The following is a 13,045-nucleotide window of genomic DNA, read 5'->3' on the forward strand; positions in this document are numbered from 1 at the left end:
GAGAGAGTTATTTCTAGAAATTGGAAAATTCAAGCTATTCTGAGGAATTGACTTGCAATTGAGTCACATTTTGAAGCCCGCGCGGCAATCGGTTACCTCGGCGTCCACGTTCTCCTTTATAATGATCCAGGTCCCCGCCCTTCAAGGTAAAATGTCGCTTTCCTGCATGAACTGTCAGGGAGTCATCTGCGGTAAGTACTTGCAGATCAACGACATATTCTTCACGTGAAGCAGCCTTAGCCGAGGGAATACTAATTAATTTATTTCCTTTACCCCGTGATAATTCAGGGACCTCTTTGGCAGAAAAAATGAGTAATCGACCTACGCTGGTAACACAAGCAACAAACAACTCTTCATGTTTGGGGAGCACACGTGGTGGTAAAATATGGCTGGAATCCGGTAATTTAATACAAGCCTTTCCATTGCGATTTTTTACATATAGATCACCGATTTTTGCGATAAAGCCATATCCAGCATCTGAGCCCAATAACACCAGTTGTTCCGCTTCTCCGCCAACAACAGCCTCAAACAATGCACCTTCAGCAGGATTGAGCTTACCCGTCAAAGGCTCACCTTGTCCGCGAGCTGAGGGCAATACATGGCCTGGCAAGGAATATACTTTACCTTCGCTATCGAAAAAGAGGATTTGCTGGTTTGAACGGGCCATTGCCTGTGCTTTGAATTCATCACCCGCCTTATAACTCAGATCACTGCCAACGACATCATAACCTTTTGCTGCCCTCACCCAACCCTTTTTAGAAAGGACTACAGTAATGGGTTCATTGGGTAAAATATCTTCTTCTTTTAATGCTTGAGACTCTTGGCGGACAATAATAGGAGAACGGCGAGAATCACCAAATTCATCTCTATCTTTCATTATTTCTTCTTTAACTAAAGCTTTTAGGCGCACCTCCGAACTTAAAATATTTTGCAAATGATCTCGTTCAGCGCATAATTCATCCATTTCGCCCCGTATTTTAATTTCTTCCAATTTTGCCAGATGACGCAGCTTCATTTCTAATATTGCTTCTGCTTGACGATCACTGAGGTTGAAACGAGCGATTAAACCTTGTTTGGGATTTTCATGTTCACGAATAATGGCAATGACTTCATCGATGTTTAAATAGGCAATGAGCAGCCCCTCTAATACATGAATCCGTTCCAGAACTTTTGCTAAACGAAACTCCAATCTTCTTTTTACAATACTAATCCGATAAGTTAACCATTCCCTTAAAATAGCTAACAAATTTTTTACCTTGGGTCTGCCATCTAACCCGATCATATTGAAGTTCACCCGATAACTACGTTCTAAATCCGTGGTAGCAAATAGATGAGACATTAACCCTTCTACATCAACTCGGTTGGAGCGGGGAATAATAACCAGGCGCGTGGGGTGTTCATGATCGGATTCATCGCGCAAATCTTCAACCATAGGAAGTTTTTTCTGTTGCATTTGCAATGCGATTTGTTCTATGACTTTGGCACCAGAGACTTGATAAGGTAATGCGGTAATGACGATATTTTGCTTTTCAATTCGATAAACAGCCCGCATCTTAATAGACCCATTGCCTGTTTCATACATGTTGGCCATTGCTGTTGGCGGAGTAATTATTTCTGCTTCGGTAGGAAAATCAGGACCCTTTATATGTTGTGTTATCTCTGTAATATCAGCGTGTGGGTTATCCAATAAATGAATGCAAGCATTCGCCACCTCGGTTAAATTATGGGGCAAGATATCTGAAGCCATGCCTACAGCGATCCCTGTTGCACCATTTAATAATATATTAGGTAAGCGAGCCGGTAATAATGAAGGTTCTTGTAACGTTCCATCAAAGTTATCTACCCAGTCTACTGTACCTTGCAGCAACTCGGATAATAACACTTCTGCATAAGCAGACAATCGAGCCTCCGTATAGCGCATGGCAGCAAAGGATTTAGGATCATCTGGAGAGCCCCAGTTTCCTTGACCATCTACGAAAGGATAGCGGTAAGAAAAGGGTTGGGCCATTAAAACCATCGCCTCATAACAGGCGCTGTCACCATGGGGATGGAATTTACCAAGTACGTCCCCTACAGTGCGAGCTGATTTTTTATACTTGGCAGTTGCCTTTAAACCAAGTTCTGACATCGCATAAATAATACGCCGCTGCACGGGTTTTAATCCGTCGGCTATATGAGGTAAGGCTCTATCCAGGATAACGTACATGGAATAATCCAGATAAGCCTTTTCAGTAAACTCTGTTAACGCCTTTCGTTCTGTTACTTCATTCATTGGATTTCTGTTCATGAAAATTTATTAAATAGTATTTAACCATCGTAAAGCTCTATTGCAAAGATATTTTAGCAGAGACCCCGGGGTGATAGATACATGATGTATCAACTCATTGTGAATAACTTTAAATCTTTTTTAAATGAATCATTAAAAATTCATTTAACTATTTGAAAATAAATAAATAATTAAAATATATATTTTTTAAAATATTTTCTTGCCTGTGGATAACTTTGTGTATTAATAGCGAATAATATTTTAAGTTTTTGTTATAATTTAACATTTACAGCCAAATCCTATTTTTTTAGGGAATGTTATATACTTGAATAAAGGAATACCTTTAAGTGGGATACTATGGATTTTATAAAAAAGCAAAAACAAGCAGCCTTAGTCGCTCATTCAGACTCTGGATTTAGCAAAATTTTGCTTTATTCAATCTTTATTCCTGCGCTTTTACTTGTATTCATTATAAGTATATTTTCTTATTTTCAAGTCAATAAACTCGTCAAAACCAATTATTGGGTCACCCATACCTATCAAGTGATACAAAACACCGATCAAATACTCTTTTCAATAGTCAATATTAATTCATATCAGAGAGGTTATTTTATATCCGGGGATAACCAATTCCTCAATAAAATTGACAAAGCGAAATTAAATTTTAAAGAGCGTTTTGACAGCTTACTTAAATTGACTAAGGACAATTTATCCCAAACAGAACGAGTAAATCGTTTCATCGATTTAATCAATCAAAGACTGAACCAAATCACCTTCAATATTCCTTTAAGACAGAATAATAAACTACAAACACCAGAAGGAATCGATTCCTTTCGCCAGGAAGTAGATCTTTCCAATCAAATTCGAGATTTAGGGCAAGAAATTAAATCCGTAGAACTGGCTTTACTCCAAGGAAGAAATGACAAAGCGCTTAGTGATGCGAAATTAGCAAATATTATAATCATATTAGGAAGCCTCATAAGTATTTGCGGTCTATTCCTAACCTTTATATTGGCAAATAAGGAGCTTTCTAGAAGTTTACAATCAGAACAGCAAAGAAAAATTATTGAAATTCAATTGAGAAGTATTCTCGAAAGTGCAACAGACATGATCGCTGCGGTAGATACCAATTACCGCTATATTATATTCAATGAGGCATACCTGGAGGAATTTAAACGCTTGTTTGGCATCTCATTGATGATTGGCATGAGTGTCGATAATATTTTTTCGGACCAAGATTCAAGAAATAAATTATTAGATATTTGGAAGGAATCATTAAAAGGTAGAGAATTTGTTAAAAATATAGAAATAGAAGTTGATGAAAAACAAAATGTATATGAAATTACTTCCAGCCTCATTACCAATGAGATCAATGAAATTAAAGGCGCTGTACATATTATTCGGAATATTACAAAACAAATTGAGGAGCAGGCGGAGCTTAAAGAATCCTACAATCAATTAAGTCTTGGCATGCAAGCACTCAAAGATAAAAATGATCAAATCACCCTTCTGGTTGAAATGAGCGATATTTTACTGGCCTGTGGTTCTCTTGATGAGCTAGGTAATGTCATGGCTAAATATTGCGAAAGAATGCTGCATTTTGCCAGAGGGTATTTATATGTCATGCATCCTTCAAAAAATTATTTAGAAATTGCTACAAGCTGGGGTTCCCCGAATGAACAAAAAACTACTTTTTCCCCTCATGAATGCTGGGCAATACGTTTGGGCAGGACACATTATGTAAGGCCGGCACATAATCAACTCATCTGTAATCACGTCATTCAGGAGCAAATTGATAATAGTACTTATATCTGTGTACCGTTAATGGCACAAAATGATATCTATGGTTTATTGTATCTGGAATTAATCAATGAAATACCGGAGGGCTTTTCCGAAAATCAGCGATTGTTGATTACTGCTTTTGCTGAATTAACGGCGCTTGCTTTTGCAAACGTACGTTTAAGGGAAAACTTACGTCATCAATCCATTCGCGATCCTTTAACCGGTTTATATAACCGACGTTATCTTGAGGATTTTCTTTTAAAACAAATTCATCAATCCGAACGAACCAATGTTCCACTTGCTGTAGTGATGATGGATTTAGATCATTTCAAAAAAATTAATGATACTTATGGACATGATGCAGGCGACGCTGTGTTAAAAGAATTGGGGAAAATACTCCAAGAAGATATTCGTGTCGGGGATATCGCAGCGCGATATGGCGGCGAAGAATTTATCGTTGTTTTTTATGGTGTTAATGACGAGTCTATTAAATCTCGTGCAGAAAGAATCCGCCATGCCGTTTCGCGCATACAACTCAAATATGGAGCGCAACATGTGGGTCCAATTACCATATCTATGGGAATATCCGAATTCCCTACACATGGTCATACACCGATGGAACTTATCGAGTCAGCAGACAAAGCGTTGTATTATGCAAAAGCAAATGGACGCAATATGGTTGTTTTATATGCTGAAATTAAAAACAAACGAGATTATTTAAAGAAAGTTGATAACCCATAATTACAGGAACAAATTTATTTATTGGTGATTCCTTTTAATTATCCTTTACTTTCTTGACTATAATTTAAAATGAATAAGTTGTAGGGGTAAAAAATGCCTAGTATAAAAAATCAAATTAAAGGCTATATTCAGGAGAAGAGGTGGACTTACCAGAAAACCCCCACTTATGATTTTTAAAAAGATAAAGGGAATTTTTTGTGGGAGATATTTAGATAGGTTCCCGCTGTGCGAGAACCCGAATGTGGCGCGATTCATTTCCTATTCACCTCAGTATTTAAGTAAAGAGGTGATAAATTTTGGAGTGGAAAGAGCTTATTTAATGTTCTTTCTCACCTTTTGGATGGCACGAATTTGCGCTACAGCGCGCGCTAATTCTGCGGCGGCAACAGAGTAATCCATTTCACCACCTTTACCGGCCATTGCGGCTTCAGCTTGCGCCTTTGCAGCGAGTGCAGCTGCTTCGTCAAGATGTTCCGCACGTTCAGCCACATCAGCAAGAATAGATACGTTGTTTGGTTGAACTTCTAGCATTCCACCTTGTACGTAATAAATTTCCTGTTGACCACCAGGTAAAGTAATCCGAACTTCACCAGGTTTTAAAACGGTGAGCAAAGGGGCATGACCGGCTGTTACACCAATCTCGCCTAACTCCCCACTTGCAACAACCATTTCTACTGAACCAGAAAATATTTCAGTTTCAGCACTGACAATGTCTAAGTGCGTTGTTCTAGTCATATTGGTTTACCTCACAAGGTCTTTGCTTTAGCAACTGCTTCCTCAATGCTACCAACCATATAGAATGCTTGCTCAGGTAAGTCATCGTACTCACCAGCCAGAATACCTTGGAAGCCTTTGATTGTATCTTTTAGAGAGACATATTTCCCTGGGGAACCAGTAAAGACTTCAGCAACAAAGAATGGTTGTGACAAGAATCTTTGGATTTTACGCGCACGGGTAACCACACGTTTGTCTTCTTCAGACAACTCGTCCATCCCCAAAATCGCAATAATATCTTTTAATTCTTTATAGCGTTGTAATGTTTGTTGTACTCGACGAGCAGTATCGTAATGCTCTTGTCCCACAATGAGTGGATCCAATTGTCGTGAAGTAGAATCTAAAGGATCTACTGCAGGGTAAATACCCAACTCTGCAATTTGACGGGACAATACTACTGTCGCATCCAAGTGAGCAAATGTAGTTGCTGGAGATGGGTCAGTTAAATCGTCTGCAGGTACGTATACTGCTTGAATCGAAGTAATGGATCCAGTTTTAGTAGAGGTAATACGTTCTTGCAACATACCCATTTCTTCAGCGAGTGTTGGCTGATAACCTACTGCAGAAGGCATACGGCCTAACAGAGCAGATACTTCAACCCCTGCTAAAGTGTAACGATAGATGTTGTCGATGAATAATAATACGTCACGGCCTTCATCACGGAATTTCTCAGCCATGGTCAATCCAGTTAATGCCACGCGTAAACGGTTGCCTGGTGGCTCATTCATCTGACCATAAACAAGTGATACTTTATCCAATACATTGGATTCTTTCATTTCATGATAGAAGTCATTTCCTTCACGAGTACGCTCACCCACACCGGCAAATACTGAGTACCCGCTGTGCTCAATCGCAATGTTACGAATTAATTCCATCATATTTACGGTTTTACCTACACCGGCACCACCGAACAAGCCGACCTTACCCCCTTTGGCAAAAGGACAGAGTAAGTCAATCACTTTAATACCTGTTTCCAGTAATTCCTGGCTGCCAGCTTGATCTTCATATGTAGGGGGCTTGCGGTGAATTGCCCAATGCTCTTCTGCGCCAATAGGACCGGCATCATCTACTGGACGCCCTAGAACATCCATAATACGGCCAAGAGTTTTCTTTCCTACAGGTACTTGAATGGGATTGCCTGTATTTTCAGCTTTTAAACCACGCTTGAGCCCTTCGGTTGTACCCATCGCAATGGTTCGCACGACGCCATCACCTAACTGTTGCTGGACTTCAAAAACTAAATCACCATCTGCAAGTTTCAATGCATCATTGATTTTAGGGACATTATCACGGGGGAATTCCACATCCACAACCGCGCCAATAATTTCTACTACAGTTCCTAAGCTCATTTTATACCCTCTTATAAAGCGGCTGCGCCACCGACAATCTCTGCTAGTTCTTGCGTAATTGCAGCTTGTCGGGCTTTGTTATAAGCCAATTGAAATTCTTTAATCAAATCACCGGCATTATCCGTTGCATTTTTCATTGCAATCATTTTAGCCGCTTGTTCACACGCAATATTTTCAACTACTGCTTGGTAACTCTGTAATTCGATATAACGTTCTAAAAGATTATCCAGCAATTCCTTAGCATCAGGTTCATAAATATAATCCCAATGATGCCCCATTGTTTCGCTGTCTTTTTCTGATTTTGGCAATGGTAGTAATTGTTTCACCACAGGTTTTTGGGTCATGGTGTTCACAAATTCGTTGTAAACTACATGCAAGGCATCAATCGTGCCATTGTAGAATGCATCAAGCATTACTTTAACGATACCAATAATGTCTTTAATGCCTGGTGTGTCACCAAGATGCTCCTTGGAGCCGAGAACATTACTGCCAACTCGTTTGAAAAATGCTTGTCCTTTACGGCCAATAACTGCAAGATCAACCTCTTTGCCTTGCTCTTTCCAACCACGGATAGTACGTACGGTTTCACGTAATAAATTCACGTTTAAACCGCCGCATAATCCACGATCTGTAGTCACTACAATAAGTCCGATACGGTTAATGTCGCGGTGACTCATAAACGGATGTCTGTACTCTGAGTGCGCACGAGCAATATGTTTTACTACACTGTAGATCTTACTGGCATAAGGTTTGGATGCGCGCATTCTTTCCTGGGTTTTACGCATTTTACTTGCAGCCACCATTTCCATCGCTCGGGTAATTTTTCGAGTTTTATTAATACTCGAAATTTTCGAACGGATTTCTTTTGCTCCAGCCATAATATCACTTCGCCTTAAATTGACTTACCAACTTGCTGTACGTTTAAAGTCTTCTACAGCTTTTTTCAATTTCGCTTCAATTTCATTGTTGTAATCACCCGATTCGTTGATCTGTTGCAATAGATCAGGATGAGTACTACGCATATAATCATGTAATGAAGCTTCAAATGCAGCCACTTCGTTTACAGGCACATCATCTAAATAACCTTTTTCTACCACAAACAACGCGATACCCATTTCTGCGACAGATAATGGAGAATATTGTTTTTGCTTCATCAGCTCAGTAATACGTTGGCCACGTTCTAATTGTTTACGCGTTGCATCATCAAGATCGGAAGCAAATTGAGAGAATGCTTCCAATTCACGGAACTGAGCCAGCGCCAAACGGGTACCACCACCTAATTTTTTCATAATTTTAGTTTGAGCAGCACCACCAACCCGGGATACAGAAAGACCGGAATTGATTGCAGGGCGTACACCTGAGTTGAATAAATCAACATCGAGGAATATCTGACCGTCAGTAATCGAAATGACGTTCGTGGGAACGAATGCAGACACGTCGCCTGCTTGCGTCTCAATAATCGGCAATGCAGTCAAGGATCCTGTTTTCCCTTTTACTTCACCGCGGGTCAGTTTTTCTACTTCATCAGCATTAATACGAGCTGCTCTTTCTAATAAGCGAGAATGTAAATAGAAAATGTCTCCAGGATAAGCTTCACGACCCGGTGGTCTTCTGAGCAACAACGAAATTTGTCGATATGCCCATGCTTGCTTGGTTAAATCGTCATAAACAATCAACGCATCTTCACCGCGCTCCATGAAGTATTCACCCATAGTGCAGCCTGCATAAGGAGCAATGAACTGCAAGGCAGCAGAATCAGAAGCACCGGCAACGACAACAATGGTGTGTTCCATTGCGCCATGCTCTTCCAGCTTACGTACAATTGCTGCCACAGAAGAGGCTTTTTGTCCTACTGCTACGTATACGCACTTAACGCCAGTCCCTTTTTGGTTAATTATGGCATCAATGGCGATTGCTGATTTTCCAGTTTGGCGGTCACCAATAATAAGCTCACGTTGGCCGCGTCCAACAGGTATCATAGCGTCAATCGCTTTTAATCCGGTTTGTACGGGTTGATCTACTGATTTACGTGCAATAACACCCGGTGCCACTTTTTCAATCGGCGCCATGCCTGCTGCATCGATAGGTCCTTTACCATCAATTGGATTTCCTAATGCATCCACGACCCGTCCAAGCAAACCTTTTCCAACTGGAACTTCAAGGATACGGCCAGTACATTTACCTTTTTGACCTTCAGCTAAAGTAGAATAATCACCGAGAACAACCGCACCTACAGAATCTCTTTCAAGGTTAAGAGCCAGACCATAGACGCCGCCAGGGAATTCAATCATCTCACCAGCCATAGCATCTTCAAGGCCATGCAAGCTCACAACACCGTCTTTCAAACTGACAATTGTACCTTCATTTCGTGCTTCAGATGCTACACTAAAGTGTTCAATTTTCTTTCTGATTAATTCACTGATTTCAGAAGGATTTAACGCTACTTGTTCTGACATGGAAACTATCCTCTAAATTATGCGGCCAATTCGTTACGAAGCTTATTCAACTTCCCACGAACTGAACCATCTATAACTAAATCGCCCGCTCGAATTACTGCTCCACCAAGTAAGGAAGGATCAATAGTGATTTTTAACGAGACCTTGCGCTGCAGGCGCTGACTTAATGATTCGATCAACCGTTGTTGTTGCGCACTTGATAAATCAGAATAACTACTGACATCCACACTCAATGTTTTTTCTTGTTCCGCACGATGTGCTTCGTAAAGTGCATAAATTTCAGGTAGTAATGTCAATCTTTTATTCGTGGCCAATAGAGCAATCAAGTTGTTTAATTGATTGTTATCTTTTGATTTTGCACCAATTGCTGACTCCAACAACTCAATGTGCTGCGCAACGGTTGTTACTGGATTTGTTATAAATTTCTCAGCTTCAGGTATCAACACAGCTTGGGCAAGATTTTTCAAATGTGCCGACCACTCAGCTAATTTTTTTTCCTCTAAAGCATATTCAAAAATTGCTTTAGCATAGGGTCTGGCTATGGTGGTACTATCAGACATTTTAAATCTCTTCTATCAAGTTATCTAACAATGCGGTATTTGCCTTAGCATCTACTTCGCGCATTAAAATTTTCTCAGCGCCATTAATTGCTAAGTTGGCAACTTGCTTACGCAAATCGGCTTTTGCATGGTTGATTTGCTGCAATAATTGCTCCTGTGCCAGCTTCACTTGCATCTGTGCCTCATGCTTTGCTGCTTCCTTAGCTTCTTCGATTATCTGAGCTGCACGCTTATTGGCTTTTTCAATAATATCTGCTGATTGAACTTTAGCCTGCTTCAATTCATCTTTCACTCGATGCTGAGCCAATTCTAATTCCTTACGGCCACGTTCCGCGGCAGCCAGGCCATCAGCAATCTTATCTTGTCGCTCTTCCATAGCTTTCGCCAATGGAGGCCACACCAACTTCATGGTAAACAATACAAAAGCTGCGAAAACGAGCATTTGTACAATTAGAGTTAAATTGATTTCCACCGTTTCATCTCCTGTAACAATTAGGGCGCCTAGCGCCCTCTTCATGTGTTATCAAGAACCCAGGTTGCTAAGGAAAGGGTTTGCAAATGTAAAGAACAATGCGATACCCACTCCAATCATGGTTACGGCGTCTAACAAACCTGCAACGATGAACATTTTTACTTGTAACATTGGAACCATTTCTGGTTGACGCGCTGAGCCTTCAAGGAATTTGCCACCAAGCAAACCAAATCCTATCGCTGTGCCCAATGCACCTAAACCAATTAACAAGGCAACCGCAACAACGGTCATACTTTGAATTTGTGCTATTAAACTAGCGGCTTGCATATTTATCCCCTTTACAATGGATGAAAATTAAATCGGTTAATGATCTTCGTGTGCCAAACTCAGATAAACAATCGTTAGCACCATGAAAATAAATGCTTGCAATGTTATCACCAATATATGGAATATTGACCATGCCAGAGCCAAAATAAATTGTGCTGTGCCTAAAGTCGCTGTACCCAAAGTTGATGATGTTGCAGCATTTAAGGTTAACAGGGCAATTAATATAAATATTAATTCGCCTGCATATAAGTTTCCAAATAACCGCAGTGCCAGAGAAATAGGTTTCGCCACAAGGCCAACTACTTCAAGCAGTAGGTTAAAAGGTATAAAGCCAGGATGATTAAAAGGTTGTAATGTTAATTCTTTGATGAACTTTTTAGGTCCTTTTATTTTTAAACTGTAGAAAATGATAAGCATGAAAACACTGAGTGACAAACCAAATGTTAGATTCAAGTCATTAGTAGGCACCACTTTAAGATAGTGTATACCACCGGCTTGCGCCATCGCAGGTAATATATCTACAGGAACTATATCCATGAAATTCATAAGGAATACCCAGAGAAATATCGTGAGCGCCAGGGGGCCAATTAAGTTATTTTTACCATGAAAACAATCTTTTACCTGATTATCGGCAAACTGCAGCATGATTTCAGCAAAATTTTGTAATTTTCCAGGAATGCCCGTAGTCACTCTTCGTGCACCAAAATACATTAGGCTACAAACAATAATTCCCAAGACAATTGAAAAAAACAAGGTGTCTAGATTTAATGTCCAGAAGCCGCCTGAACCCAATTTCATATCACTTACATTGTAAGTAAGGTATGTTAGATGATGCTTGATGTAATTTGTACTAGATACCATTTCAGTCACTTTCAGGCCTATTCTGTTTATTTACAATAATCAATGGGGCAAACCAATGCGTCATAAGAATCATGATGTATGATACAAAAAACGCTAGCGGTGTAATCTTAAATAATAAAAATACAGCAGTGAAAAGGAATATGGATATAATTATCTTTAACGCTTCGCCTTTATAAAAACTGTTTACTATCTTTTTGGCTGAACGGGCACCTTGATACTGGAACAGTTTACTTGCAAAATATGCATTAGGGACAATACAAACCATGCCACCAAGCAATGCTGAACCTGCTGCATTAGCACTATATATTATTGCACAAATTGCCGCAAATACAAATGTAACGGCCAATTGTACCAGCCACAGCCGAACAATTCCGCGCATACCTAGCTGTTTGTTCACATATTCACCTATGTTTCACCGCGCGAATTATAATGCAACCTGCTTGAATAATCAATGCTATATTTTATACAATTCTATTTGTATATTACCAGTGCCCAATATTTGGCTGGGATACCCAGGGTTCTTGTTGGGGTAAAGGCTCACCCTTTTGTAGCAGCTCAATAGAAATATTATCAGGTGATCGAATAAATGCCATATAGCCATCACGTGGAGGCCTATTGATGACCACCCCTGACTCTTTCAAGCGATTACATATTTCATAAATATTATCGACCCGATACGCTAAATGACCGAAATTACGACCTTCACTATAGTCTTCATGATCCCAATTATAAGTCAGTTCGAGCATTGGTGCTTTGAGCTGTTTTGCCCGATCCAGATCATTAGGCGCTGCCAGGAATATTAAAGTAAACCGTCCTTTCTCATTTTCTATGCGATTCACTTCAATTAAACCCAATTTTTTACAATAAAAATCTAATGATATTTCTAAATTGGTCACTCGAACCATGGTGTGTAAATAATTCATTAACTTTCTCCCGCAGCATTGATTGACTTTATTTTTCATGAAGGACACGAAAAAAATAGAGGTTGATACAATTACATCGGTATTTTCAAAAACTAACAGAAGACTTATTCATTGTAAAATAGGAATTGCACGCCAATAAAGCCAATAATCCTTATGGTTAGCAGGTTTAACGCGAATAAGTTCAGTATTAACGTCTATAATTAAAGTGTGGAACTTATTATCGCAAAGCCGGTAATAAGTGTGTTTATTAACCTCGCAAAAAAGGAAAGAAACATGCCCGATAAGATCCAACATACTGCAGTCAGTCTGCAGCAAAAAATGCTCGCTCGTTACAGCGATGGGTTACATCATAAACATAATAAACATCATCTAGAATATCGGCAACACTGTAGATCGCATCCTTGTAATCAAAATGGTTTAAGTGAAGAAGATGAAGGCTTAAATGCCTCTACAGGATTATTACGCCAGTTAAAATTAAGGAAAATGCGTAAACGACCTGATAAGGGGAGTTTTCATTAAATAAATCATGCATCC

General features: G+C 39.6%; 13 protein-coding genes. 2 read left to right on the forward strand and 11 right to left on the reverse strand.

Annotated elements, in window-relative coordinates; translation table 11 throughout:
• Positions 1–34: 34 nt before the first annotated feature.
• Positions 35–2,287: a DNA topoisomerase IV subunit A gene (parC, locus tag BU07_RS0113100; protein ID WP_031566725.1), complete on the reverse strand. Its 2,253-nt coding sequence runs from the start codon at positions 2,285–2,287 to the stop codon at positions 35–37.
• A gap of 336 nt (positions 2,288–2,623) precedes the next feature.
• Here parC and BU07_RS0113105 point away from each other — a divergent pair, with 336 nt between their 5' ends.
• Positions 2,624–4,789, forward strand: coding sequence for a diguanylate cyclase (locus BU07_RS0113105; RefSeq protein WP_031566727.1), 2,166 nt, complete (start codon positions 2,624–2,626; stop codon positions 4,787–4,789).
• A 312-nt stretch (positions 4,790–5,101) separates the two neighbouring features.
• Here BU07_RS0113105 and BU07_RS0113110 read toward each other — a convergent pair whose 3' ends face one another.
• From BU07_RS0113110 to BU07_RS0113155, 10 genes are all read right to left on the reverse strand, one after another.
• The gene (locus tag BU07_RS0113110) at positions 5,102–5,524 is read right to left on the reverse strand and encodes a F0F1 ATP synthase subunit epsilon (RefSeq protein ID WP_031566729.1); all 423 of its coding nucleotides are present in this window, start codon (positions 5,522–5,524) and stop codon (positions 5,102–5,104) included.
• A gap of 11 nt (positions 5,525–5,535) precedes the next feature.
• A complete protein-coding gene (gene atpD, locus BU07_RS0113115; RefSeq protein WP_031566731.1) occupies positions 5,536–6,912 on the reverse strand; it encodes a F0F1 ATP synthase subunit beta in 1,377 nt (458 codons plus the stop codon).
• 11 nt (positions 6,913–6,923) lie between these two features.
• Positions 6,924–7,790, reverse strand: a complete 867-nt coding sequence (gene atpG, locus BU07_RS0113120; protein ID WP_031566733.1) for a F0F1 ATP synthase subunit gamma — start codon at positions 7,788–7,790, stop codon at positions 6,924–6,926.
• A gap of 24 nt (positions 7,791–7,814) precedes the next feature.
• On the reverse strand, positions 7,815–9,368 hold the full coding sequence (atpA, locus tag BU07_RS0113125; protein ID WP_031566735.1) for a F0F1 ATP synthase subunit alpha: 1,554 nt from the start codon (positions 9,366–9,368) through the stop codon (positions 7,815–7,817).
• 17 nt (positions 9,369–9,385) lie between these two features.
• Entirely contained in the window at positions 9,386–9,928 is a 543-nt protein-coding gene (locus BU07_RS0113130; RefSeq protein ID WP_031566736.1) for a F0F1 ATP synthase subunit delta, read from the reverse strand.
• A gap of 1 nt (position 9,929) precedes the next feature.
• On the reverse strand, positions 9,930–10,400 hold the full coding sequence (locus BU07_RS0113135) for a F0F1 ATP synthase subunit B (RefSeq protein WP_031566738.1): 471 nt from the start codon (positions 10,398–10,400) through the stop codon (positions 9,930–9,932).
• Between the two features lie 51 nt (positions 10,401–10,451).
• Positions 10,452–10,727 carry a F0F1 ATP synthase subunit C gene (gene atpE, locus BU07_RS0113140; protein ID WP_010655291.1) on the reverse strand — a complete coding sequence of 92 codons (276 nt, stop codon included), beginning with the start codon at positions 10,725–10,727 and terminating at the stop codon, positions 10,452–10,454.
• A 36-nt stretch (positions 10,728–10,763) separates the two neighbouring features.
• The gene (atpB, locus tag BU07_RS0113145) at positions 10,764–11,588 is read right to left on the reverse strand and encodes a F0F1 ATP synthase subunit A (protein WP_031566740.1); all 825 of its coding nucleotides are present in this window, start codon (positions 11,586–11,588) and stop codon (positions 10,764–10,766) included.
• Position 11,589: 1 nt separating this feature from the next.
• Positions 11,590–11,985, reverse strand: coding sequence for a F0F1 ATP synthase subunit I (locus tag BU07_RS0113150; RefSeq protein WP_031566742.1), 396 nt, complete (start codon positions 11,983–11,985; stop codon positions 11,590–11,592).
• Positions 11,986–12,070: 85 nt separating this feature from the next.
• Entirely contained in the window at positions 12,071–12,511 is a 441-nt protein-coding gene (locus tag BU07_RS0113155) for a VOC family protein (RefSeq protein ID WP_031566744.1), read from the reverse strand.
• A 273-nt stretch (positions 12,512–12,784) separates the two neighbouring features.
• Between BU07_RS0113155 and BU07_RS0113160 the strand changes: the two genes are divergently transcribed.
• Complete coding sequence (locus BU07_RS0113160; RefSeq protein WP_031566746.1) at positions 12,785–13,030, forward strand: hypothetical protein; 246 nt, start codon at positions 12,785–12,787, stop codon at positions 13,028–13,030.
• The last annotated feature ends 15 nt before the right edge of the window (positions 13,031–13,045 follow it).

It is taken from the genome of Legionella wadsworthii DSM 21896 = ATCC 33877 (assembly GCF_000701265.1).
Taxonomy (GTDB): Bacteria; Pseudomonadota; Gammaproteobacteria; order Legionellales; family Legionellaceae; genus Legionella; species Legionella wadsworthii.

What these genes read in the sequence shown, in the direction of transcription:
- atpE (WP_010655291.1), bottom strand. Translation starts at nt 10,727, where the DNA reads ATGCAAGCCGCTAGTTTAATAGCACAAATTCAAAGTATGACCGTTGTT.
- BU07_RS0113155 (WP_031566744.1), bottom strand. Translation starts at nt 12,511, where the DNA reads ATGAATTATTTACACACCATGGTTCGAGTGACCAATTTAGAAATATCA.
- atpB (WP_031566740.1), bottom strand. Translation starts at nt 11,588, where the DNA reads ATGGTATCTAGTACAAATTACATCAAGCATCATCTAACATACCTTACT.
- parC (WP_031566725.1), bottom strand. Translation starts at nt 2,287, where the DNA reads ATGAACAGAAATCCAATGAATGAAGTAACAGAACGAAAGGCGTTAACA.
- atpA (WP_031566735.1), bottom strand. Translation starts at nt 9,368, where the DNA reads ATGTCAGAACAAGTAGCGTTAAATCCTTCTGAAATCAGTGAATTAATC.
- atpG (WP_031566733.1), bottom strand. Translation starts at nt 7,790, where the DNA reads ATGGCTGGAGCAAAAGAAATCCGTTCGAAAATTTCGAGTATTAATAAA.
- BU07_RS0113130 (WP_031566736.1), bottom strand. Translation starts at nt 9,928, where the DNA reads ATGTCTGATAGTACCACCATAGCCAGACCCTATGCTAAAGCAATTTTT.
- BU07_RS0113105 (WP_031566727.1), top strand. Translation starts at nt 2,624, where the DNA reads ATGGATTTTATAAAAAAGCAAAAACAAGCAGCCTTAGTCGCTCATTCA.
- BU07_RS0113110 (WP_031566729.1), bottom strand. Translation starts at nt 5,524, where the DNA reads ATGACTAGAACAACGCACTTAGACATTGTCAGTGCTGAAACTGAAATA.
- atpD (WP_031566731.1), bottom strand. Translation starts at nt 6,912, where the DNA reads ATGAGCTTAGGAACTGTAGTAGAAATTATTGGCGCGGTTGTGGATGTG.
- BU07_RS0113160 (WP_031566746.1), top strand. Translation starts at nt 12,785, where the DNA reads ATGCCCGATAAGATCCAACATACTGCAGTCAGTCTGCAGCAAAAAATG.